The organism is Parahoeflea alexandrii (assembly GCF_024105735.1).
Lineage (GTDB): Bacteria > Pseudomonadota > Alphaproteobacteria > Rhizobiales > Rhizobiaceae > Hoeflea > Hoeflea alexandrii.
The window spans coordinates 1,294,709-1,317,736 of sequence record NZ_JAAAML010000001.1 but is presented as its reverse complement, the minus strand read 5'-3'; the positions used below and the strand labels follow the sequence as shown (position 1 = coordinate 1,317,736).

The following is a 23,028-nucleotide window of genomic DNA, read 5'->3' as shown; positions in this document are numbered from 1 at the left end:
TGGCGGCGCCTTCAGCCGCCGTGCCGCTCGAGAAATTCTTCGGCCGGCAGCGACCGGAAATCCTTGAGCGCCGCGTGCAGCTTCTCATGCTCCCAGTCCCACCAGGCGAGTGCATCGAGCCGGCTGGCGATAGCGTCTGAAAAGCGCTGCCGGATCGTCCGCGCCGGCACGCCGACGGCAATGGCGAAATCGGCAACGTCTTTGGTCACCACCGCGTTGGCGCCGATGCTGGCGCCGTTGCCGATTGTTACTCCGGGCATCACCACCGCGCCGTGGCCGATCCAGGTGTCGTGGCCGATCGTGATCCCCTGCCCGGCGCGCCAGTCGAAGAAATCCTGGTCGTCGCTCTCGCCTTCGAAATACCACGACGAGCGATAGCTGAAGTGATGCAGCGACGCCCGCTCCATCGGATGCATGCTGGCGTAAATCCGCACATGGGCGGCGATGTTGGCGAACTTGCCGATCGTCGCATAGGCGATCTGGGTTCCCTCGACGCAATAGGAATAGTCGCCCATGCTTGAATGCGCGACGGTGCAGCGGGCGCCTACTTCGGTGTAGCGGCCCAGCGTCGAGTCGACGATCTTCGCGGTGGGATCGACCAGCGGCGTGTCGGAGAGCCGGGTCATGCCGCGGCCTTCCCGGCGGCAAAGGCCGAGACGTCGATGACGTGATCCGCCACCGCGTTGCGGACATCATGATCGTGGAAAATCCCAAGCAGCGCCGTACCTTCCGCCTTCTTGCGGGCGATCAGCTCGATGACCACGGCCCGGTTCGCTGCATCCAGCGACGCGGTCGGCTCGTCAAGCAGCAGGATCGGATGGTCGGTGATGAAGCCGCGCGCAATGTTGACCCGCTGCTGCTCGCCGCCCGAAAACGTCGCCGGCGGCAGCGACCAGAGTTTTTCCGGCAGATTGAGTTCGGCAAACAGCTCCCGCGCCCGCTGATGCGCGATCGCCTGGCTCACGCCGCGGATCAGCAGCGGCTCGGCTGCCACGTCGAGCGCGGAAACCCGCGGCACCGCGCGCAAAAACTGGCTGACATAGCCGATCGTGTCGCGCCGGATTTCGAGCACGGTGCGCGGGGATGCGCTGGCGACATCGACATGGCGGCCATGGTGTTGAACCAGGATCTGGCCGCTGTCGGTGCCGTAATTGCCGTAGAGCATCTTCAGGATCGAGCTCTTGCCGACGCCCGACGGGCCGCCCAGCACCGCGCAGGAGCCGGCTTTCAGCGAAAACGACACATTGGCAACGACAGGCAGTTCGACACCGCCGCGCATGTGCATGATGAAGGTTTTTTTGACTTCCGAAGCTACGAGAACCGTGGTCATGGGTCAGACCTGCAGGATGGAGGAAACGAGGAGCTGGGTGTAGGGCGCGCGCGGATCGTCAAGCACCCGGTCGGTGAGGCCCGCCTCGATCACCCGGCCCTCTTTCATCACGATCATCCGGTCCGACAGAAGCCGGGCCACGGCGAGATCGTGGGTGACGACGATGACGGCGAGGCCGAGATCGGAGACAAGCCCGCGCAACAGGTCGAGAAGCCGAGCCTGAACCGAGACATCTAGACCGCCGGTGGGTTCATCCATGAACACCAGCCGCGGTTCGGTCACCAGGTTGCGGGCGATCTGCAGCCGTTGCCGCATGCCGCCGGAGAAGGTGCGCGGCTGGTCGTCAACCCGGTCCTCGTCGATCTCGACCCGCGACAGCCATTCAATCGCGGTGTTGCGGATGTTGCCGTAATGCCGGTTCCCCACCGCCATCAGCCGCTCGCCGACATTGGCGCCGGCCGAGACCGTCATCCGCAAGCCGTCGATCGGGTTCTGGTGCACGAAGCCCCAGTCGGTGCGCATAAGGTAGCGCCGCTCGGCCTCGGCCATCTTGTAGATGTCGGCAGTCGCGCCGTCGCGCATCCGGTAGTGGACCGTGCCGCAGGTCGGCGTCAGCCGCGAGGAAATGCAGTTGAGCAGCGTCGTCTTGCCGGAGCCGGATTCGCCGACGATCGCCAGCACTTCGCCCGGCCACAGGTCGAAGCTGACATCGGCGCAGCCGATGCGCTTGCCGTAGACCCGGGTCAGGCCCTCGACGCTGAGCAGCGGCTTGACCGGCGCCGCGATGCCGGCCGCGGCAAGCGCTTCAAGTGTGTCGGAATGGCTCATCGAATTGCCTCCTTTTCGGCGCCCGCGTCATCGCCGGCCCCCGGACTTTCGCCAAGCAGCGCTCCGCGGTGCCCATCAGCCTGGCGGCTTTCGCAATGGTGGGTGTCGGAGCAGACGAACATCCGTCCGCCCTTGTCGTCGAGCACCACCTCGTCGAGATAGACCTCGACGGCGCCGCACATGGCGCAGGGCTGATCGAAATGCTGGATCTCGAAAGGATGATCCTCGAAATCGAGGCTCACAACCTCGGTGTGCGGCGGGATCGCGTAGATCCGCTTCTCGCGGCCTGCGCCGAACAGCTGCAGCGCCTCGGACTGGTGCATTTTCGGATTGTCGAATTTCGGCGTCGGCGACGGGTCCATCACGTAGCGCCCCTCGACCTTGACCGGGTAGGCATAGGTCGTGGCGATGTGGCCGTTGCGGGCGATGTCCTCGTAGAGCTTGACGTGCATCAGGCCATACTCCTCGAGCGCATGCATCTTGCGGGTCTCGGTCTCGCGCGGCTCGAGGAACCGCAACGGCTCCGGGATCGGCACCTGGTAGACCAGCACCTGGCCTTGGGTCAGCGGCGTTTCCGGAATGCGGTGACGAGTCTGGATGATCGTTGCATCCGGCGTCGCGGTCGTCGTTGCAACGCCTGCGGTCTTGGCGAAGAAGGCCCGGATCGACACGGCGTTGGTGGTGTCGTCGGCGCCCTGGTCGATGACCTTGAGTACATCGTCAGGACCTATGATCGCCGCCGTCACCTGCACTCCGCCGGTGCCCCAGCCATAGGGCATCGGCATCTCGCGGGACGCGAACGGCACCTGGTAGCCGGGCACGGCGATCCCCTTGAGGATAGCCCGGCGGATCATCCGCTTGGTCTGCTCATCGAGATAGGCGAAATTGTAGGTCGCCAGATTCTGCGAACCCTCGTCCTGTGCCAGCGCGTTCATTCCGCAGCCTCCTTTGTGTCGTCCGTTGCGGATGTCTCGCCATCGGCCCTTGCCGCATTGGCGAAATGCTCGGCACGCATGCGCCGCACCAGGTCGAGCTCGGCCTGGAAGTCGACGTAATGCGGCAGCTTGAGATGCTCGACGAAGCCGGTCGCCTGCACATTGTCACAATGCGACAACACGAATTCCTCGTCCTGGGCGGGCGCAACGATGTCCTCGCCGAGTTCGCTCGCCCTGAGCGCCCGGTCGCACAGCGACATTGCCATCGCCTTGCGCTCGGCCTGGCCGAACACCAGGCCATAGCCGCGGGTGAACTGCGGTGGCACCTTGGCCGATCCCTGGAACTGGTTGACCATCTGGCACTCGGTCAGCTTGACCCGCCCGATCACCACCGTGAAGCCGAGTTCCGGGATCATCACCTCGACATCGACGTCACCAATGCGGATTTCGCCCACAAACGGGTGGGTGCGCGCATAGCCGCGCTGGGTCGAATAGGCGAGCGCCAGCAGGAAGCCCTCATCGCCCCGCGCAAGCGTCTGCAGCCGCGCGTCCCGGCCCATCGGATATTCGGTCGGCGTCCGCGTGATATCGGCGACCGGCAGCGAGGCATCCGTCACCGGATCGTCCTCAATCAGCCCCTCGTCACCGAGAATGTCTGAAACGCGGATCACCCGCTCGTTGCTGTCCTGACCGGTTTCGGGTGCGTCCACCGGCGCGTCACCGGCGAGCACCGGATCGAGCAGCCGGTGGGTATAGTCGAATGTCGGACCGAGCAGCTGGCCGCCGGGCAGATCCTTGTAGATCGCCGAGATCCGCCGCTCCACAAGCATCTCGCCTGTGTCCATCGGCTCCGAATGACCAAACCGCGGCAGGGTGGTGCGGTAGGCGCGGAGCAGGAACACAGCCTCGATCAGATCGCCGCGGGCCTGCTTGATCGCCAGCGCGGCCAGTTCCGGATCGTAGAGCGAGCCCTCGCCCATCACACGGTCGACGGCAAGCGACAATTGCCCGGCGATCTGCTCGAGCGTCAGCCCCGGCACATCCGCGTCGCCGCGGCGGCGCGCGGCGAGCAGGCGGTGGGCATTGGCGATGGCGGTTTCGCCGCCCTTGACAGCAACATACATGACTTACGCCTCCCTGCGGACTAGACGGGTGCTGCGCGGCAATGCCGCCACGCATCCCGGAGCTGCGAGGATCAGGTCGACGCCGCGCGGAAACGCCGCCCGGTTGGCCCGCCATTGGTTTTCGAAATGCTGCGGCAGCGGATCGGGCGCCAATTGCGCCTGGTCCTTGATCCCGGGACCTTCGAGCGTCAGCTGGGCACCGTCCGAAAGGGTCGAGACCTGCAGGATGATCGTCGTCGAGCGGTCCGGAAACTCCTGGGTGCCGAGCGAGAAGCCGTTCAGCGCCGAGAGATTCTGGGGTGCGGCGACCAGCGCGAATGCCGCATCGGACGGATTGCTTACAACCGGCGCGCCGGTGTGAAACACGATCCAGTCCCTGATGGCGGAGGATTTGGTCAGCGCCGCATCGAGCCAGACCGGCGTGTCGGCATCGGCAAGGGTCGCGATCAGCGCGGACGCCGAGGCAGACAACGGCGCCGGCGGGGCGGTCACATCCGGCAGGACCTGGATCGTACCGGGGCGCGCCATGGCGTCCATCAGCGCCCGGAAGACCACTTGCGAGGCGCCGACGGGATCGGAGAAACCGCCCTCATAGACAGCGTTTGTTTGCGGGATCGCGGTCATCAGTCTTCCCCTCGCACCATGGTGAAAAAGTTGACCCTTGTGGCCGCGGTTTCGCGGCGGGCCCTGGCGTCGCCGGCACCAACCAGCTGTTCGAGCGGCGCAACGATCTCGCGCTCGACCAGTTCGGCATGGCCAGGGTCCTGGGCGAGCGCATCGATGACGGCGACCAGTTGCGCCTTGCGCGCGTCGCGGCCGCTGATCATAGCATGCCCCACCTGCCCCGACCCGATCCGGACGGTCACGCGGGTGGCCGAAACCTCTCCGACATGAAACGGCTGACCGGTGCCGCCGGCGCGCCCCTGAAGTGCCACAAGCCCGGACTCCGGACCGCGCAGCAATTCAACGGAGGGGTCGAGGCCAGTCTGCTTCCAGCACGACAGCAGATCCTTGCCTGGCGCCTTTGCGAGCACTGACAGCAGCCTCTGCCGTTGGGCAAAGCCCATGCCGGAATCCTCACCCGGCGTTTCATCCAGCCCATTCCCTGAAAGCGCCATCGAAATCTCCTTATTTGTCTATTTATCTAGACAACCATATCAATTACGATACACTTAAACCGCTCATGTGACGAGCCTGTGACATCACGAAGGGAAACTCCGGTGAAAGCACTGCAGAGACGGACCGGGATCGCGCTCTGGCGGCAGGTTGCCGACCAGATCCGCCAGTCGGTTCTCACCGGACTGGCAGCCAATGAGCGGCTCCCGGCAGAGGCCGAACTGGCCAGCCGGTTCGGGGTCAACCGTCACACGGTTCGCTCGGCGATCGCGGCGCTTGAGAAGGAAGGTATCCTGCGCGCCGAGCAGGGCCGCGGCACCTTCCTCAACGACCGCAAGCGCCTGCGTTACCCGATTGGCCAGCGCACCCGCTTTTCCTCGGGCCTTCAGGATCAGGCCCGGACCCGGTCAGGCAGGCTGCTTTCGAGCGAGACCCTGCCCGCTCCGCCCCACATCGCGAAGGCCCTGTCCCTGCCTTCCGGTGCGCCCGTCATCAAGCTCTCGACGCTCTCGACCGCCGACGCCGTACCAATCTCGGCGGCTACCTCCTGGTTTGACGCCAGCCGGTTTGGCGAAATTGCCAGCCTCTACGCAAAGACTGGCTCGATCACCGCCTCGCTGGTCCGCCTCGGAGTGGAGGATTACACCCGCAAGTCAACGGGCGTGGAGGCCCGGCATGCCAGCAACGAAGATCTCGATCTGCTTGCCCTGTCGCCCGGCGCCATCGTGCTGCTGACCCGCGGAATCGACATCGATCCGGCAGGCAGGCCTGTCCTCTACGGCGAATCCCGGTTTGCCGCCGACCGCGTCGAACTCGTCATCGAGAACCAGGCCGCGGAAACACTTGCCTGATCAGCCTGCCTCGACGTGTCACAATGACCGTCACAAAACTGAGAACTGAATCGTGTTTAAGCCTGCCAGCAGGACGATAGCTCAAAGTTCAGGCGGGGCCAGTGACCCAGACTTACCGGACCATTTTTCTTTCCGACATTCACTTGGGTACCCCCGATTGCCAGGCGGAGATCCTGATCGACTTCCTGCGCCAGCATGACGCTCCGACCATCTATCTTGTCGGCGATATCGTCGACTGCTGGCGCATGAAGCGCAAAGGCTTCTATTGGCCGCAATCCCACAATGACGTGGTGCAGAAACTCTTGCGCAAGGCCCGCAAGGGCACCCGCATCATCTATGTTCCCGGCAATCACGACGAGTTGCTGCGCGAGTATCAGGGCGTTCATTTCGGCGGCATCGAGGTGCGCGAACGCGATGTGTTCGAGACAGCAGATGGCAAGCGCCTGCTGGTCATCCACGGCGACGAATTCGACATGGTGGTGATGAACCACCGCTGGCTCGCTCATCTGGGCGACATCGCCTACGGCTTCGCGATGTGGACCAACAAGTGGCACAACCGTTCCCGCAAGCTGCTTGGACTGCGCTACTGGTCGTTCTCCCGCTGGGCCAAGCTGAAGGTCAAGAGCGCAGTCAACTTCATTTCGGACTTCGAGGAAGTGCTGGCGGACGAAGCCCGCAAGCACGGCGCCGACGGCGTCATCTGCGGTCACATCCACCACGCCGCCAACGAGATGCGCGGCGGCATCCGCTACATCAACACCGGCGACTGGGTGGAGAGCTGCACGGCCGTGGTCGAGCATTCCGACGGCCGCATGGAGATCATCGACTGGTCGCGCCGGATTTCCGATAAAGCCGGACAACTGGCGAAGGTCGAACCTCTCAAACAGATCACCGGCACGCGGGACCAGGCGGCATGAAGTCCGCGCCCATTTCTCCGATGGAGTCTTGATAAATGACCATGATTGAAGCAACAGCCGTCGGCGCCCGCATCGATGGCGCGGTCGTGCGCAACACAGCCCTGTCCTCCACCGGCATCCTGGAACGGGTGTTCTCCGCAGCGTTTCGCGGCCTCGTCTATCCGCAGATCTGGGAAGATCCGCTCATCGACATGGAGGCGCTCGAGCTCAAATCCACTGACACGCTCGTCACCATCGCTTCTGGCTCCTGCAATGTCATGTCCTACCTGACGGCCAGTCCGGCCGAGATCATCGCAGTCGACCTGTCACCCGCCCATGTCGCGCTCGGCAAGCTCAAGCTCGCCGCCGCCACCCATCTGCCTGGCCACACGGCGTTCTCCAACATGTTCCGCCATGCCAATCTGAAGACAAATCTGGCACTGTATGACCGTCACATCCGCCCGCATCTCGATGACGAGACGCGCAGATACTGGGACGGACGGGAAATCAACGGCCGCCGACGGGTCAGCCGCTTCACCCGCGGCTTCTACACCACCGGCCTGCTCGGCCGCTTCATCTCGGTCGCCCATGTGCTGGGCAAGCTCTACGGCGTCGATCCGCGCGAGCTGCTGCGGATGGACAGCGTCGAAAAGCAGCGCGAGTTCTTCAACACCCGGATCGCGCCGGTGTTCGACAGCCGCAGCTTCAAGGCGCTGACCTCGCTGCGCGCCTCGCTGTTCGGCCTGGGCATCCCGCCAGCGCAGTATGAAGCTCTCGCCGGCGACTCGACCGACGGGATGATCGGGGCTCTGCGGATCCGCACCGAGCGGCTCGCTTGCGGGTTTCCGCTCAAGGACAATTACTTTGCCTGGCAGGCCTTTGGCCGCGGCTACCAGCCCGGCGAGGCCGCCAGCCTGCCGCCCTATCTCGAAGCCCGCCATTTCGAAACCGTTCGCCGCAATGCCGGCCGCGTGTCCGTCGTCAACGAGAGCATCACCACCCTGCTCGCAGCAAGGCCGGCAGCCTCCGTCGACGCCTTCGTGCTGCTTGACGCCCAGGACTGGATGACCGACGCCCAGCTCTCAGAACTCTGGGCCGAGATCACCCGGACGGCGGCACCCGGAGCGCGCGTCATCTACCGCACCGCCGCCGCTCCGTCTCCGCTGCCCGGACATGTTCCCGATGGCATTCTCGACAAGTGGAATTACCAGGCTGAGCGCAGTCTGGAGCTCGGCGCACGCGATCGCTCGGCGATTTACGGCGGTTTTCATCTCCACGTAAAGCGCGACCAGGCCGCATGAGCGCCGTCTCCGCCAATGCGTCGGTGATGGATGGCATCTACCGCCACCAACGCCACATCTACGATCTGACGCGCAAATACTACCTGCTCGGACGCAACGACTTGATCGCAGCGCTGAAACCGCCCGTCGGCGGCTCGGTGCTCGAAATCGGCTGCGGCACCGCGCGCAATCTGCTGCTGGCGGCGCGGCACTACCCCGATGCGCGGCTCTTCGGCATCGACATCTCGGCGGAAATGCTCAAGTCCGCCGAGGCGACCATCGCGAAAAACCGCATCGGCGATCGCGTCACCCTGGCCCAGGGCGACGCCACCCGGTTTGACGCGGACGACCTGTTCGCTGTTGGGCGGTTCGACCGGGTGTTCTTTTCCTACAGCCTGTCGATGATCCCCGGCTGGGAAGCTGCGCTCGACCAGGCGATCCAGGCCGTGGCACCCGGAGGCGAATTGCATGTCGTCGATTTCGGCCAGCAGATCGCCCTGCCCGGCTGGTTCGGCAGGGGATTGAAAGCCTGGCTCGCCCGTTTTCATGTCACGCCCCGCTCAAGCCTCGGCGACGCCATGGCTGCCATCGCGCAGCAGCACCACGGTGAGTTGAGATTTTCGACGCTGTATCGGGACTATGCCCGGATCGGCGTCATCAGGCTGCCGCGGGACTGACCCATTGGAGCGCCGTGCGTCCCAGTGGACCCCCAAAGCACGCTCCGGCACTTTGAAATTAGAGCACCTTGTCTGCGTTCAGACGGTTTCGCCTGAACGCAGACAAGATGCTCTAGCCGGCTCCGCCGACTTCCGACTGGGCAACCGCGACTGATTTCAAGATGGCGAAACAGTCTGCACCGGGCGCAAGCTCAAGCGCCTGTGCCGACCGCCGCGTGATCCGCGCCAGCAGCAGGTCGTCCCCTGCCCTGAGCTGAATGACCGCCCCCGGACCCTCGCCGAGCCGCACCGCGGTCACCGTTGCCGGCAGGATGTTGAGCGCCGACAGGCCCTCGGGCCGTGTTCGTGACAGGATCACGTCTTGCGCCAGAATTCGGATGGACAGACGCGCGCCGAGCGGCGCGTCCACATGCGGCAGGAACAGCGGGCCAGCCGATGCCTCGAGCCGTGTCAGCCCGTCCTCTTCCTGAGTGGTCACGGTTGCATGCAGCGAAGCTCCGGCGGCGCGAATTCCAAGCGCCGGCACATTTTCGGGATCGGAGAGCACTTCGTGAGCCAGGCCGGACCGGACCACCCGTCCCTTGTCCATCAGAACCAGTGTCGTCGCCAGCCGCGCCACTTCCGCCATCGAATGGCTGACATAGAGAACCGGGATATCGGTTTCACCCCGCAACCGCTCGAGATAGGGCAGGATCTCGGCCTTGCGTTCCTCATCCAGTGCTGCAAGCGGTTCATCCATCAGCAGCAGCCGCGGATTTGCCAGGAGCGCCCGGCCGATGGCCACCCGCTGTTTCTCGCCGCCGGACAATCCGGCCGGCCTGCGCTCAAGCAATCCGTCGATGCCGAGCATGCCGACCACGTGATCAAAGCTCTCCCCCGGTCTGCGCGGCGCGAACCAGCGACTGTAAGTGAGGTTCTGCCGCACGCTGAGATGCGGAAACAGACGCCCTTCCTGAAACACGTAGCCCAGACGGCGCTGGTGCACCGGGACCCAGATGCGCCGCTCCGCGTCGAACAGCACGGTCTCCCCCAGCTGGATGCGCCCCGCCTCGGGTCTGATCAGCCCTGCCACGGCATTGATCACCGAGGTCTTGCCCGACCCCGAACGGCCGAACAGGGCGGTCACACCCGCGGGCGCCTCGAACGCAACGTCGAGAGAGAAATCGCCGAAGCGATGCGCGAAGCGGACCGAGAGGCTCATGAACCCGCAATCCTGCGCGCCACGGCCCGCCCGACCCATTCGGACAGCAGCAGCGCCAGAAGCGCGATTGCCACCGCGATCAGCACCAGTTGCGCCGCCTGGGCGTCGCCACCCGGGACCTGCAGGAAACTGTAGATCGCCGACGGAAGCGTCTGGGTCTGTCCGGGAATGTTGGAGACGAAGGTAATCGTCGCGCCGAACTCGCCCATCGCCTTGGCAAAGGCGAGGATCGCCCCGGCGATCACGCCGGGCAGGATCAGCGGCAGGGTGACCGTGACAAACACCCAGCCCGGGGATGCGCCGAGCGTCGACGCCGCCTGTTCGAGCTTTGGATCGACTGCCTCGATGGCCAGCCGGATCGCCCGCACCATCAGCGGAAACGCCATCACCGCAGCCGCCAGTGCAGCACCGGTCCAGCGGAAGGCGAACACCAGTCCAAAAGTGTCTTCGAGGAAACTACCAACAGCGCCACGCCGGCCGAATGTCAGCAGGAGCAAATATCCAGTCACCACCGGCGGCAGGATCAGAGGCAGATGCACCAGGCCGTTGAGCGCCTGCTTGCCCCAGAATTCACGGCGCGCCAGGACATAGGCCACCGCTACGCCCACCGGCAGGCTCAGGGCCGTTGCCCAGAACGACACCTTGAGCGACAGGGTCACCGCGCTCCACTGGTCCGGTGTGAGCCAGTCAGCCATTGCCCTGCCCGAAAAGGGGCGTGAATCCCTGCGCCTTGAACACCTCTTCCGCCGCGGGACTGCTCAGATAGGAAAAAAAATTGTCTGCATCGGGGGCAACAGAGGTCGCCACAATCGCCCCCGGATAGATAATCGGAGCGTGTGAACCTTCAGGAAACCCGGCCACCACACTGACACCGGCATCGGCCATGGCATCGCTGGCATAGACAATCCCGAATGGCGCTTCGCCGGAGGACACCAGCGCCAGTGCCGCGCGGACATTGTCGGTCTGCGCCACCTTAGAGACGACCCGGTCCCAAAGACCGAGGCTGCTCAGCGCCTGCTTGCCGTAAACCCCTGCCGGTACGGAATCGACCAGCGCCATCACAAGCCGTCCGTCACCGAGCAATTCTGCCAGGTCGGCACCTGCCTCCAGATCGACATCGGCAGCCTCCCGGCCGTGCGCGATCAGCACCAGACGGTTGCCGAGCAACTCCCTGCGGCTGCCGGTTCGGATCATTTCCGCTGACTGAAGATAGTCCATCCAGTCCACCGACGCCGAGATGAAGATGTCGGCAGGCGCGCCCTGCTCTATCTGACGTGCCAGACTGGAGCTGCCCGCATAGGAAATCGTCACGGTCTTGCCGGTTCGCGCGCGCCAGTCCTCGGCGATCTGGTCAAGAACGGTTTTCAGGCTGGCTGCGGCGAACACCAACAGGCCCTCCGCCCGCGCCTGTGCGGGCAAGACCAGCAACCAGGCCAGCACAAGGGCCGCGGCCATCCGGACCAACGAACGGGAAAACATCAGATACGCTCCGGCTCACTCATGTCCAACCGACGTACCAGCGCGGCCCCTGCACTGGCAAGCTTTATGCGGCAGAACGGCCGGCCTCGATCAGCCAGCCGTCAGCTACCGGAAGCGACGCCATCCGCTTCCGGTCGTTTTGCAAGGATGCACAGGGTCAGCCGAACATGTCTGCGGTAATGCCCGCATACCAGCCCACCGACTCCTCGTAGTTGGCCTTGCGCAGCGCATCCTCCTCGTTCATCTGGCTGATGAAACTCTGGGTCGATGCGATCTTGCCGTCTCCGGGCGCATACTGCGCACCGACCTTGATGGCGTCTCCGGTCTCGATCAGGCTCCAGCAGGTATTGGCATACTTCGCCGGGAACACCTTCGATCCGACCAGGTCGCCACGAATGTTCATCGAAGCAACCTTGGCCTGGCTGTTGGCGGAGAAGCCCGATTTCGGCATGTCGCCGGCGATGCAGGCATCTCCGATCACGAAGATCGCCTCGTCGACAGTCGAGCGCATGCTGGCGGCATCGATGGGACAGAAGCCACTGTCATCCGTCAGACCGGCACTGGCGGCGATTTCACCCGCTTTCTGTGCCGGAATTACGTTCATCATCGCCCCCTTGAAAGTATCGAGACCGGTTTCAACGGTGCCGGCATTCACATCGATCCCCTCGATGCCGCCATGCACGTCCGGCCCGTACCATTCGATCATGCCGGGATAGTATTTTTCCCAGCCCTCCTGGAAGACGCCCTGCTTGGAGAATTTCGGCTTCGGATCCAGAATGATCACCTTCGCATCCGTGAGCCCCTTCTCTTTGAGCACATGCGCCATCATCGAAGCCCGTTCATAGGGACCGGGCGGGCAGCGGTAGGGATTGGGCGGAGCCACCATCAGGATCTGCTGTCCGTTCTCGATCGCATCGAGCTTGGCCTTGAGCAATTGCGTCTGCGGCCCTGCCTTCCATGCGTGCGGGGCAATCTCCGACAATTCCTCGGAATAGCCCGCCACCGAATCCCAGATCAGATCGATACCCGGCGAGACCACCAGCCTGTCATAGGGGATCGAGGAGCCGTCAGCCATCGTCACCGTCTTCGCGGCGCGATCGACGCTGCTCGCCCGTCCCGTCACCTTGGTGATGCCGTAGCTCGATTGCAGCGTGTCATAGCTGTGGGTGATCGATTCGAAGCTGCGGTACCCCCCGACATAGAGGTTGGAAAAGAAGCAGGTGGTGAACATTTCCGAATCATCGATCAGCGTGACGTCGATCGCACCGTCCGAATCCTTGGCGATGTAGCGCGCTGCCGTGGCTCCGCCGGCCCCGCCGCCGATGACGACCACACGCGGCTTTCCCTGCGCACGCAAATAGGTTGGAAGCGAAAGCGCCGCGGCACTCGCACCGGCAAACAATCCGAATTGGCGTCTAGTCAGGCCTGTCATGATATCCTCCCGGGTTGCAAATTCTTTCTCGGTTTCTCTTTATTGCGGTTCAAGCGAACTGAAGTAGGCCGCCAGCGCCGCAATTTCCTCGTTCGAGAGGTTTGCGACGCGCAATTTCATCACGTCATTGGAACGCACATTGTTGAGATATTCAAACAGTGAAGTGACAAAGTAATCCTTTGGCAGTCCGACAATCGATGGAATGCCATCGGCATGCCCGGAGGCCTGGTGACAGGTCACGCACTCTCCGGCGAGATACTCGCCATATTCCGGATCGCCGTCCATCTGAAGCACGATATCGGCAAAGCCGCTCACCGGCCCGGAAGTGGAAACTTCCTCGACTGTGGGGTCAGCCGCTGGTGCTTGTTGTGTCGCGGTTTCAAGCCATGAAATCAGCGCCTGGCGATCCGCCGGATCGGCCATGCCCCGGAACGACATGCGGTTGCCCTTGATGAAATCGCGCGGCCTCTCGAGGTACTGGTCGAGTGTATCCGCGGTCCAGACCAGACCTGCCTCGCCCGCCGCCCGCATGCTTTCGGAATAGCGGAAATCGTCAAGCCCGCCGGCCTTCCGGCCAAACAGCTCGTCGAGATGCGGACCGACCTTGTGCTTCGCTCCCTCACCGATTTCATGACAGGTGGCGCAGCGCTTGTAGAGCGTCTCGGGTTCGGCTGCACCCACTCCATGCGGAGACGCCGCCCAGAGCACAATCCCAATGAAAATGGCAGGCACCGATGCGGGCAAACTCGAGATGTGCCAACGGTACCTGCCAAATGCTGCCATGTAGTGTCTCCTCCGGGAGTGCCCTCCAGCACGCCCCTTGTATTTCCCGTCAGTCGATACTGCCTCCGGAGTTCTCGTCGCCTTCCCCCTCCGGCGTCACGTCGATGACCTGTGCGCGGGCGGTGATTTCCACCGGACCCGGCTTGCAGTCGGTCATGCACGGCTCGACGCTCTTTGCGTAATGCGGCTCGTCCGCCCGGCCATCCGCAATGAAGTTGGCTTCATTTGGCAACCGCACGGACGCAAAGTTCTCCTTGGAAAGTTCAAACTCTTCATCATCGACCACGTCGTTAAGATACAACAGATAGGCCGTCAGCGCATAGACGTCATCGTCAGACATCGACCGGGCATTGCCGAACGGCATGGCCCGGCGGACATAATCGAAGACGGTCGACAGATAGGGCCAGTAGGACCCGATCGTCTTTTCGGGACGATCATTGCGAAGTGTATCCTGTCCACCGGCCAGCACAGGCCAGCGGCCGGCACCCTCGCCGAAATCGCCGTGACAGACAGCGCAGTTGTCGGTGTAGATCGGCTCGCCCTGGGCTACGGTGCCGCTCCCTTCGGGAAGGCCGGTCCCATCCGGACGGATATCGATGTCCCAGGCAGCAATTTCCTCGGGAAGTGCCTTGCGACCCAGTCCGAAGGCACCCTGGCTCTTCTCGACGACCATGTCCGCAGCGGGTGCAGGCTCGGGCGGAGCGGCCGCAGCGGCAGTTTCAACAGGTGCTTCACCGGTTTCCGCCGCCGCCGGGGCCGCCGCCGCCTCCTGGGAGAAGGTTCTGAGATACGCGAGCACATTGGCGACTTCGTCATCCTTCTTGAGCCCTGCAAAGGCCATCTTCGTGCCCTTGATCATGCCCTTCGGGTTGGTCAGATACTCGCCCAGCGTCGCCGCATCCCAGACCAGACCGGCGTCACCGGCCTCGATCATCGCCTTGGAGTACTTGTAGCCCTCAGCCGATCCGGCCGCGCGGCCGAAGATCTCGTTCAGCTCGGGGCCGACCTTGTGCTTGGCGCCTTCGCCGACAGCGTGGCAGGCGGCGCATTTCTTGAACACTTTCTGGCCCGCATCGGCGTCACCCTCGGCGAGCGACGGACTGGAAAGCGTAGCGAGCGCCAGAACGGCAAACGCCGCAGACTTAGGAAACTTCAACATTTTCAACCACCCCGTCGTTGTTGACGTGCCATGTCTGGATGCCATTGTTGTGATAGATCGAGTTCTCGCCACGCGCCAGGCGCAGCTCGTTCTTGGTCGGCTGAACCAGCCCCTGGTCATCCATGGCACGCGATTGCAGCAACAACTCCGAACCGTCCCAGTTGATGTCGAGATAGAACCGGTGCAGCGCCTTGGGCAGGCTTGGGCCGTCAAGCCGCGCGGTTTGCCAGGTCCGACCGCCGTCGAGCGTGACATCGACGCGTTTGATGGTGCCGTTTCCGGACCAGGCGAGACCCGTGATGACCAGCGGCCCCTTGCCATGGGTTACCGGCGCCTGCGGACTCGGGCTGGTGATGACCGATTTCACGTCCATCACCCAGGTGTGGCGGCGTGCTTTGCCATCGGCGAGAAGGTCGGTGTATTTCGAGGTTTCCTCGCGCTGGGCCCAGGGCTCGTCACCCACTTCCAGACGGCGCAGCCACTTGACCCACATGTTGCCTTCCCAGCCGGGAACGCAAAGCCGGAGCGGATACCCCTGCTCGGGGCGCAGCGCCTCGCCGTTCATCTTGAACGCGACAAGGCAGTCGTCCAGAGCCTTTTCCATCGGGATAGAGCGGGTCATCGCCGAAGCGTCAGCACCCTCGGCAAGCAACCACTTGCCGTTGGTCTTGACGCCGGCCTCTTCCAGCAGATAGCGCAACGGAACACCGGTATAGACCACGCAATGGATCATGCCGTGGGTGAACTGGCAGCCGTTGAGCTGAGCGCCGCGCCACTCCATGCCGCCATTGGCGGCGCATTCGAGGAAGTAAACGCGGTTTTCGCGCGGGAACCGTTTCAGGTCTTCCATGGTGAAGACGAGAGGCGTGTCGACCAAGCCGTTGATCATCAGCCGGTGATCGGCAGGGTTGATGATCGCGGTGCCGCCATGGTGACGCTCGAAACACAGGCCATTGGGCGTGATGATGCCATCAAGCTCATGCAGCGGTGTGAAATTGATCGAGGAAACCGGATCGGCGGTCAGCCACGGCACATTGCGGCGCACGACATTGGCTTCAAACTCCGAAGGCTTGCCATAGGGCGCGACATCGACACCTTCGCCAAGATAGCGGTTCCAGTCCTGGATCTCGGTGATCAGCGGGTCGCCCGCCGCCCGCGCGGCACCGGCGCTGGCTGCCACAGCCGCGCCGCCAAGCAGCCCGGCCTTGAGGAAGTCGCGACGCGACGCTGCCTTTTTCGTCGGTTTCGGGTCGGTGATATCTACCATGAGATCCTCCCGGTTTGCTTGTTCAGCATTGTTGTCTCCGTCTTCATCGCCGCGGCGTCATGGCCCGGCCTTTCAGTCGCGATCGGCATCACCGGATCACCCGGACGGCCGCAGCCTCCGGATCCAGCGAAACCACCGATTTCTTGGTGATGTAGTCTTCCATGAGGTCGTAGATCGCAGGACCTTCGACCCCTTCATTGACCGACGCCCAGCCACCGACCACATAAGTCTTGTCCGCTTCGATCGGCTCGCCGCTGCCTGTCAGCCGCATCTCCGAAATCCGGTCACCCATTTCCGCTTCCGGCGCGCAGGCGTAGCTGAACCCGCCAACCCGGACCATGTCGCCACCCTGCTGCAGGAACGGGTCCTTGTTGAACAGGTTGTCACAGACATCTTCCATGATGTCCTTGATCTGCGCTCCGGTGAACTCCAACCGATAGACGGAAGGGTAGTTCATCGAGGTTTCACTATAGAGATCGTCGATGGTGATGTCGGAGCCCGGCAGCAGTGTCGTGCCCCAGCGGAAACCGGGCGACAGCGCAATCTGCGTGTCGCGTTCTTCCATGATGCCCTGACAGATCAGGTCATCCCAGGTTCCGTTGAAATTGCCGCGCCGGTAAAGCAGGCTGTCGGTCCGCCCGATCACGCGTTGCGTTTCGGCCTCGTAGGGTGCGCGCACCTCGTCGATCTTGGCTGCCATCTCAGGATCCGGCGTGATGACATCCGAGAAGACCGGGATGAGATTGGAGCTGTAGCCCGCCACCTTGCCATCCTTCACCTCGAGATCGATGCGGCCGAGATACTTGCCGTGCGATCCCGAAGACATCAGCAGCGTGCCGTCGACCTCAAGCGCAAAGGGTGTCGCATCATGGGTGTGGCCGGTGACGATCACGTCCAGCCCGCTGACCGTTGAGGCGATCTTGCGGTCGACATCGAATCCGTTGTGCGACAGCATCACCACCACCTCGGCGCCTTCGGCGCGGGCGGCATCGACATTTTCCTGCAGCACTTCGGGGCGGATGCCGAAAGACCATTTCGGGAACATCCAGCTTGGGTTGGCAATCGGCGTGTAGGGCATGGCCTGGCCGATGACGGCGACCTTGACCCCGCCCCGCTCGAAATAGGCAGTCGGCTCGAACGCCGGCTCGTCCCACTCGGCGTCAAAGATGTTCGACGCCAGGAACGGGTAGCCCATGGCTTCGATCAGTTCGAGGAAGCGGTCTTCGCCGAAGGTGAATTCCCAGTGCCCGGTCATGGCGTCGGGCTTGAGCAGCTTCATGCACTCGACCATGTCCATGCCGTTGGTCTTCAGCGACGTGTAGGAACCCTGCCAGGTGTCGCCGCCGTCAAGGAACAGAACCTTGTCGTCACCGCGATCGGCACGGATCGCCTTGACCAGCGTCGCCGTGCGGTCAAGACCGCCAAGCTTGCCGTAGGTCCGCGCCAGATCGACATAGTCGACCATTGTGTGCGCGTAGGCGTAAGGGCTGCCTCTCTCGATGTTGAAGTAATCGAGGAATTCCTGCGCCACCAGGTGCGGCGGAACCCCTGCATAGGCGCCAACCCCGATATTGGTGTCCGGCGGCCGGAAGTAGACCGGCTTGAGCTGCGCATGGCAGTCGGTAAAATGCAGCAGCGTCACCTGCCCCTTGGAATCGAACTTGAGCAGGTCGTCCTGCGTCAGCTTCTGCTGCGCCAGCGCGCGCGTGGGGTTCGCCCCCAGCCCGGCGGCGCCGAGCACGAAACCGGCATTCAGGGCATATTGCAGAAAATCTCGCCTGGTATGCATCCCATTCTCCATTTGGGGTGAAAAACGGACAAACGACCTCGCTCCAGCAAATGCCAGAATCCGTATTTTCTTTTATTTTCAATCCGTTAACGCAAAACTCTTCAAGTCGTGTCGATCTGAAGAACGGTGATCGCGTATTGCTCCAGCAGCAAATCTGCTGGCACTGCAGGCCCCGAGGGGCACTTCTGTCAGGGGCTGGAGGCGCCGAAACGCCTCCAGCAAATTCAAGGCCTACTGGCGGACCGACGGGGTTTCGACCGAAAGGCCGGTACCGCGCCATGTCACGTAGGTTTCAAGCGCCATCAAATCGTCCGAGAATGCCTTGGGCTGCTCGGCGCGGGTATCGCGGATACAGCCGCGGAACCGCTGATGAAGAGATGTCAGACCACTCTTCAGACGATAGGTCGGGAACCCGTTGACCTGACCCTGGCTCAGATGGTCAGCGCGGATCATCTTGCCCATTGCTGTTTCGTGGCAGCTGGCGCAGGCGAGGTTCAACTGGCCTGTACGGGTGTAGTAGACGTCCTTGCCCTTTTCCCACCAGCTCTGCATGTCGCCCTGAGAAAGGTCCATCTCCACCGGCAAGCCAAGCGACTGATGCTTGATGTAGGCGGTCAGTTCCTGCTGGCCGCCCTTGTTGAAGGGCAGCGCTTCAGCGCCCATCTGCTCGGTCAGGCACTTGTTGATCTGCAGCTCGACATTGATCGGTTTTTGCGAATCCGCATCCCATTTCGGAAACTTCGCGCCAACACCCTTCATGCTCACAGCAGCATCTTCATGACAGGTCGCGCAGGACTTGCCTTCAGTGCCCATGACCGTATTCCACAGCGCCTCGCCATCTTCGACAGCGATCATGCCAGGGTTCTCGAACGAATCACGCGACAAGTCGCGGGTTTCGCTCTCACGGAAAAGCCAGCCCGAATACAGTTCATCGAAGGGATGCCCCTCGGGCGCAGCTGTCCGCGTGATGATTGGCGTGCCATCGATCTCGAGTGTATCGTCCACTGGATCGGCCAAAACCGGACCAGCCCCCGCGAATGTGGCTGCCAACACGACGCCGGCTATCAAAAGTCTTTTCATAACGTTCTCCGTCCTCCCGGGACTTCCCGTTGCAGGAACCTCCCCCGCCCGGGATCCCTCCCAAAGTTACTTGACTTCGATCGGCGCCTCGGCCTCGTAGACCGACCCGTCATCATCGAGCCAGGTGAACTTGAATGTCCCGCTGGAGGGCACCTTGGCGTTGAACTCGAAATAAGGGTTGGCGGAAACTGCCGGATCCAGATCGCACTCGAACACCATTTGCCCCTCGAAGGTGCAGGTGAATTTGTTGATGATCTGGCGCGGGATGGGGTTGCCATCCTTGTCCTTGCGCTGGCCTGATTCCATCTCGTGGCTGATCAGGGTCTTGATGGTGATCACCTCACCGGCCGAAGCCGACTTGGGCACCTTGATGCGTGGTTTTGATGCCATTTTCGTAAATCCTGTCCTGGCTCAGCCGCCGCAGCCGCCGATGGTTACCTTGACTTCCTTCTTGTCCATGAAGACCGAACCGTCTTTCATCTTCGCAACAGCGATGACGTTCTGGGTCTTGGCAAGTCGGATACGGGTCGTTGCGAGTGCTTCACCGCTCATTTCGGTAAAGTGGAACGTGGCGACGGCCGGGTTCGGGTTTCCATCGGCAAAGATGATGACCGATTCCACCAGATCGTCGCCTTCCATGGCGCTTTCGACAGTGACCGAAACCGGCACGGTATTGCCGTTCTCGGCAATTTCCGGCGTGTTCAGCGAGACCTTGCCTTCGCCGGGGGTAACACCACCGGTGAAGTCCATGACCATCTTTTCAGCATCTTCAGCGGATGCCAGAGCCGGCGAAAACCGTCCGCCGGCCATTGCGAAAGCAGCCGCACCGGCTGTCAGTCCTAAGACATTTCGTCTTGTCAGTTGCATTGGGTTCGAGCTCCTTTGCTCCGGTTTATTCCTTGAGTGTACCGAGATAGGCGACAACATCCTCAACCTGCTGCGCGGTCAGGATCGTCTTGCCGACGAAATCTTTGGCCACATCTTTCCCGGCATCCAGCGAATAGAAGCCGGGCATGACGGTCTCGTCGGTGAAGACGTGCTTCGAATTGACCACGATGGCCCTCAGCATCGGCTCTTCCCAGCGATCTGCCACACCATCAAGCTCGGGCCCGACATTGCCGTGAAACAACTCACCCGCCATATCGGCATTCGCATGGCAGGCCAGGCAATTGCCGAGACGGCGGTTCTTGAACGCCTCCGCACCGGCAACCGGGTCGCCGGCCACACCGGTCAGCGATACAGCCACGCCGTCATCGGTGAACTCCACCGTCTCGGGCGAAACCTCGCTCGCAATGGCTGCAGTCGACAGCGCAACTGCCGCTATCGCCCCCAGTGTGATTTTCATTCGCCTTGTCATCTGGCGCTCCCTCCTCCAATTGCCCGGACACATTACGTCCGGATCCGCTCCGATTCCAAGATACCCATACTTTGCCGCACAATCAATGCAAAAATATGATTTCTTGAATGTATGACTTGCGGGGATTACTCCGCCTCAAGCCGACCCTGTGCCCGCAATTCGTTAATGATCCGGGCATGGTATTTCTGAAAATGCTCGTCACTGTCGTAGCCTTTCTCGGCTACCCATTTGAACATATTGAGAAATGTCCACTTTCCGAAGGCGCCCGGCATGGTCGCAACCGCAGCTTCGGCGACGGTCATCCCTTCCGGCGCCTCCTCCGGCAGGAACACCAGCGTCGGCGTGAACACATAGCCCCATTTACGTGCCGCGGTCTTCTCTGTCAGCACGTCGCCGTCGAGATCGGTGACTTCCTCATCGCCAAACATGTTGTATTGCACGACCTTGAAGTTCGCCTTGATGAAATCCGAGACTTCCGGGTCTGACAACAGATCCTCGTGCATCTTGGCGCAATAGATGCAGCCGCGCTGTTCGAAGACCATAACCAGCCGCTTGCCCTCGTCCTTCGCGGCCTCGATGTCTTCGGCCACGTCCCGGAATGTCAGGGCAAACCAGTCCTGCTTGTGCAGACCATCCTCGCCGATCTCCGCCGACCATGCCTGGACGGAAAAGGCTACAAGGGCAACAGCTGCAATTATCACGCGTCTGATCATCATGTGTCTCCTATCCAATCGTAGCGAATGCCGGGAACATCTCAAGCAGCCATTGTGCGATCCGTGACATCTGACCGGTCATGAACAGGATACCGGTGATCACCAGAAGTAGGCCCATGGCTTTTTCGATGACAGCCATATGTTTCTTGATTCGGGTCGAAAACCGGATGAAACGGCTCGCGAAAAAGCCCGCGATGACAAAAGGGATGCCGATTCCGAGTGCGTAGAGCCCGAGCAGAAGCGCCCCCTGCCCCGCACTCTCCTTGGCCGCGGCCATGAACAGGATCGCCGCAAGGATCGGTCCGACGCAGGGTGTCCAGCCGAAGGCAAAGGCCAGCCCCATGACATAGGCGCCAACCATGCCCGCGGGCTTGCGCTCGACCTGTACCCGGGCTTCCCGGTAGAGCAGCGCAAAGCGGAACACCCCGAGAAAATGCAGTCCCATCAACAAGATGAGAACGCCAGCGACCACCGCAAGGACATCGAAATAGCGGGCGACGGACTGACCGATGACGCTGGCGGTCGCGCCAAGAGATACGAAAACGGTGCTGAAACCCAGAACAAAGGCTACGGAGGCCAGCGCGATCCGGCGCGAGGCCACGTTGTCTGCATCCGCATTCTTGACCTCATTGAAGCTCATGCCGGCCAGGTAGGCCAGATACGGCGGCACGATCGGCAGCACGCAGGGCGAGAAGAACGACAACAACCCCGCCAGAAACGCGGCGCCGTACCCGACATCGATCATCAGAAACCCTCCCCTGGCGCCGACTGTCGGATCTGACCCGCCGGAACCAAACAATTATATGAACCTGGTGCATGCCGGGTCTGCTCCTGCCATATCAATTGCACGAAACAAACACATTGTTATCCTGCCCCATCGCGCCTCCCGCAAACCGGGGGCAAACCAGAATGCGATTGCAAGATATGCAAAATTGCATATATATTGCAATCACTATTTTCAAAAGATCGGACCGGCCTCATGAGCACTGTCTATGCCGCTGCACTGGCCCTCGGCCTGGCTCTCTCGACCCCGGTCATGGCCGCCGAAATGATCATGTTCGAGCAAGCCGGCTGCGCCTGGTGCCAGCGATTCAACGAGGAGATCGCGCCCGCCTGGCCAAAGACCGAGCAGGGCCAGCGCGCGCCGCTGCGCCATGTCGACATTCACCAGCCCCTCCCCGAGGATCTCGCCGGCATCCCGATCGAGCGGTTTACCCCGACCTTTGTTCTGGTCGAGGACGGCCGGGAGATCGCAAGGTTGCGCGGCTATCCCGGCGATCAGTTCTTCTGGGCGCTTGTCGATGAAATGCTGGCGAAGCTGGAGCAATGACACCCGAACAGTCGGCAGGCCAGAATTTCAACGGGCAGAACATCACCCTTCTTGCCGGCCAGGCCCGCAAGGCCAGCGACATTCTCAAGGCACTGTCCCATGAAACCCGGCTGCTGATCCTGTGGCTTCTGTCGGAGAATGAAAAGACCGTCTCCGAACTGGAGCACTTGCTGGCGCTGCCGCAAGCGGCGGTCTCGCAACAACTGGCGCGGTTGCGGCTTGATCACCTGGTCAGCACCCGCCGCGAAGGCCGTATCATCCACTACTCGATCACCGACCCCGGCATCTCGGCGGTCGTGACCTCGCTTTACGAACTGCTGTGTGATGCCGATGAGCAGGACGGTTGACACCCAAGCATCGCTTGCGCCCGCACCGGTCACTGCATAAGCTTTGCTTCAGGG

The 23,028-nt window shown here is 62.3% G+C and carries 27 protein-coding genes; 6 read left to right on the top strand and 21 right to left on the bottom strand.

From position 1 onward, the window contains the following. Positions 1-11 precede the first annotated feature (11 nt). From GTW23_RS06030 to phnG, 7 genes are read right to left on the bottom strand one after another with little or no spacing between them, the layout of a single operon-like run. A complete protein-coding gene (locus GTW23_RS06030) occupies positions 12-626 on the bottom strand; it encodes a DapH/DapD/GlmU-related protein (RefSeq protein ID WP_252915064.1) in 615 nt (204 codons plus the stop codon). Continuing rightward, positions 623-1,330 carry a phosphonate C-P lyase system protein PhnL gene (phnL, locus tag GTW23_RS06025; RefSeq protein ID WP_252915062.1) on the bottom strand — a complete coding sequence of 236 codons (708 nt, stop codon included), beginning with the start codon at positions 1,328-1,330 and terminating at the stop codon, positions 623-625. The genes GTW23_RS06030 and phnL overlap by 4 nt, the downstream gene beginning before the upstream one ends. A 3-nt stretch (positions 1,331-1,333) precedes the next feature. Beyond that, positions 1,334-2,158, bottom strand: coding sequence for a phosphonate C-P lyase system protein PhnK (gene phnK, locus GTW23_RS06020; protein ID WP_252915060.1), 825 nt, complete (start codon positions 2,156-2,158; stop codon positions 1,334-1,336). Further along, positions 2,155-3,093, bottom strand: coding sequence for an alpha-D-ribose 1-methylphosphonate 5-phosphate C-P-lyase PhnJ (locus tag GTW23_RS06015; RefSeq protein ID WP_152008245.1), 939 nt, complete (start codon positions 3,091-3,093; stop codon positions 2,155-2,157). Before GTW23_RS06015 ends, phnK begins: the two co-directional genes overlap by 4 nt. Beyond that, positions 3,090-4,217: a carbon-phosphorus lyase complex subunit gene (locus GTW23_RS06010; protein ID WP_252915059.1), complete on the bottom strand. Its 1,128-nt coding sequence runs from the start codon at positions 4,215-4,217 to the stop codon at positions 3,090-3,092. Before GTW23_RS06010 ends, GTW23_RS06015 begins: the two co-directional genes overlap by 4 nt. Before the next feature lie 3 nt (positions 4,218-4,220). Beyond that, entirely contained in the window at positions 4,221-4,841 is a 621-nt protein-coding gene (gene phnH, locus GTW23_RS06005) for a phosphonate C-P lyase system protein PhnH (RefSeq protein ID WP_252915057.1), read from the bottom strand. Beyond that, positions 4,841-5,335 carry a phosphonate C-P lyase system protein PhnG gene (gene phnG, locus GTW23_RS06000; RefSeq protein WP_252915055.1) on the bottom strand — a complete coding sequence of 165 codons (495 nt, stop codon included), beginning with the start codon at positions 5,333-5,335 and terminating at the stop codon, positions 4,841-4,843. Before phnG ends, phnH begins: the two co-directional genes overlap by 1 nt. Before the next feature lie 102 nt (positions 5,336-5,437). On the opposite strand from phnG, the gene phnF reads away from it, so the two are divergent. The 4 genes from phnF (at position 5,438) to GTW23_RS05980 (ending at position 9,037) form a co-directional block, all read left to right on the top strand. Then, positions 5,438-6,184, top strand: coding sequence for a phosphonate metabolism transcriptional regulator PhnF (gene phnF / locus GTW23_RS05995; RefSeq protein WP_252915053.1), 747 nt, complete (start codon positions 5,438-5,440; stop codon positions 6,182-6,184). Positions 6,185-6,285: 101 nt separating this feature from the next. After that, complete coding sequence (locus GTW23_RS05990) at positions 6,286-7,101, top strand: UDP-2,3-diacylglucosamine diphosphatase (RefSeq protein WP_252915051.1); 816 nt, start codon at positions 6,286-6,288, stop codon at positions 7,099-7,101. Positions 7,102-7,136: 35 nt separating this feature from the next. After that, the gene (locus GTW23_RS05985; RefSeq protein ID WP_252915050.1) at positions 7,137-8,381 is read left to right on the top strand and encodes a BtaA family protein; all 1,245 of its coding nucleotides are present in this window, start codon (positions 7,137-7,139) and stop codon (positions 8,379-8,381) included. Then, positions 8,378-9,037, top strand: a complete 660-nt coding sequence (locus GTW23_RS05980; protein ID WP_252915049.1) for a class I SAM-dependent methyltransferase — start codon at positions 8,378-8,380, stop codon at positions 9,035-9,037. Before GTW23_RS05985 ends, GTW23_RS05980 begins: the two co-directional genes overlap by 4 nt. A gap of 112 nt (positions 9,038-9,149) precedes the next feature. On the opposite strand, the gene modC is transcribed toward GTW23_RS05980, so the two are convergent. The 14 genes from modC to GTW23_RS05910 form a co-directional block, all read right to left on the bottom strand. Then, complete coding sequence (modC, locus tag GTW23_RS05975; RefSeq protein ID WP_252915047.1) at positions 9,150-10,238, bottom strand: molybdenum ABC transporter ATP-binding protein; 1,089 nt, start codon at positions 10,236-10,238, stop codon at positions 9,150-9,152. Beyond that, positions 10,235-10,933, bottom strand: coding sequence for a molybdate ABC transporter permease subunit (gene modB / locus GTW23_RS05970; protein ID WP_252915045.1), 699 nt, complete (start codon positions 10,931-10,933; stop codon positions 10,235-10,237). The genes modC and modB overlap by 4 nt, the downstream gene beginning before the upstream one ends. After that, positions 10,926-11,717, bottom strand: a complete 792-nt coding sequence (gene modA, locus GTW23_RS05965) for a molybdate ABC transporter substrate-binding protein (RefSeq protein WP_252915043.1) — start codon at positions 11,715-11,717, stop codon at positions 10,926-10,928. The genes modB and modA overlap by 8 nt, the downstream gene beginning before the upstream one ends. Before the next feature lie 157 nt (positions 11,718-11,874). Continuing rightward, positions 11,875-13,149, bottom strand: a complete 1,275-nt coding sequence (locus tag GTW23_RS05960) for an NAD(P)/FAD-dependent oxidoreductase (protein WP_152008234.1) — start codon at positions 13,147-13,149, stop codon at positions 11,875-11,877. Between the two features lie 39 nt (positions 13,150-13,188). Continuing rightward, a complete protein-coding gene (locus GTW23_RS05955) occupies positions 13,189-13,932 on the bottom strand; it encodes a c-type cytochrome (RefSeq protein ID WP_252915041.1) in 744 nt (247 codons plus the stop codon). A 49-nt stretch (positions 13,933-13,981) separates the two neighbouring features. Next, positions 13,982-15,091, bottom strand: a complete 1,110-nt coding sequence (locus GTW23_RS05950) for a c-type cytochrome (RefSeq protein ID WP_152008232.1) — start codon at positions 15,089-15,091, stop codon at positions 13,982-13,984. Beyond that, positions 15,075-16,358, bottom strand: coding sequence for a sulfite dehydrogenase (soxC, locus tag GTW23_RS05945; RefSeq protein WP_152008231.1), 1,284 nt, complete (start codon positions 16,356-16,358; stop codon positions 15,075-15,077). The genes GTW23_RS05950 and soxC overlap by 17 nt, the downstream gene beginning before the upstream one ends. A gap of 88 nt (positions 16,359-16,446) precedes the next feature. Then, positions 16,447-18,147, bottom strand: coding sequence for a thiosulfohydrolase SoxB (gene soxB, locus GTW23_RS05940; RefSeq protein WP_252915038.1), 1,701 nt, complete (start codon positions 18,145-18,147; stop codon positions 16,447-16,449). Between the two features lie 231 nt (positions 18,148-18,378). Further along, positions 18,379-19,227: a sulfur oxidation c-type cytochrome SoxA gene (gene soxA / locus GTW23_RS05935; protein ID WP_252915036.1), complete on the bottom strand. Its 849-nt coding sequence runs from the start codon at positions 19,225-19,227 to the stop codon at positions 18,379-18,381. Positions 19,228-19,293: 66 nt separating this feature from the next. Further along, complete coding sequence (soxZ, locus tag GTW23_RS05930) at positions 19,294-19,617, bottom strand: thiosulfate oxidation carrier complex protein SoxZ (RefSeq protein WP_252915034.1); 324 nt, start codon at positions 19,615-19,617, stop codon at positions 19,294-19,296. Positions 19,618-19,638: 21 nt separating this feature from the next. Then, positions 19,639-20,094: a thiosulfate oxidation carrier protein SoxY gene (gene soxY, locus GTW23_RS05925; protein WP_152008227.1), complete on the bottom strand. Its 456-nt coding sequence runs from the start codon at positions 20,092-20,094 to the stop codon at positions 19,639-19,641. Between the two features lie 25 nt (positions 20,095-20,119). Next, on the bottom strand, positions 20,120-20,572 hold the full coding sequence (soxX, locus tag GTW23_RS05920; RefSeq protein ID WP_152008226.1) for a sulfur oxidation c-type cytochrome SoxX: 453 nt from the start codon (positions 20,570-20,572) through the stop codon (positions 20,120-20,122). Between the two features lie 137 nt (positions 20,573-20,709). Beyond that, the gene (locus GTW23_RS05915; protein WP_252915033.1) at positions 20,710-21,297 is read right to left on the bottom strand and encodes a thioredoxin family protein; all 588 of its coding nucleotides are present in this window, start codon (positions 21,295-21,297) and stop codon (positions 20,710-20,712) included. 10 nt (positions 21,298-21,307) lie between these two features. Then, on the bottom strand, positions 21,308-22,042 hold the full coding sequence (locus GTW23_RS05910) for a cytochrome c biogenesis CcdA family protein (protein ID WP_252915031.1): 735 nt from the start codon (positions 22,040-22,042) through the stop codon (positions 21,308-21,310). Positions 22,043-22,276: 234 nt separating this feature from the next. Here GTW23_RS05910 and GTW23_RS05905 point away from each other — a divergent pair, with 234 nt between their 5' ends. Further along, on the top strand, positions 22,277-22,627 hold the full coding sequence (locus tag GTW23_RS05905; protein ID WP_152008223.1) for a thioredoxin domain-containing protein: 351 nt from the start codon (positions 22,277-22,279) through the stop codon (positions 22,625-22,627). Next, positions 22,624-22,974 carry an ArsR/SmtB family transcription factor gene (locus GTW23_RS05900; protein WP_252915029.1) on the top strand — a complete coding sequence of 117 codons (351 nt, stop codon included), beginning with the start codon at positions 22,624-22,626 and terminating at the stop codon, positions 22,972-22,974. Before GTW23_RS05905 ends, GTW23_RS05900 begins: the two co-directional genes overlap by 4 nt. Positions 22,975-23,028 lie beyond the last annotated feature (54 nt).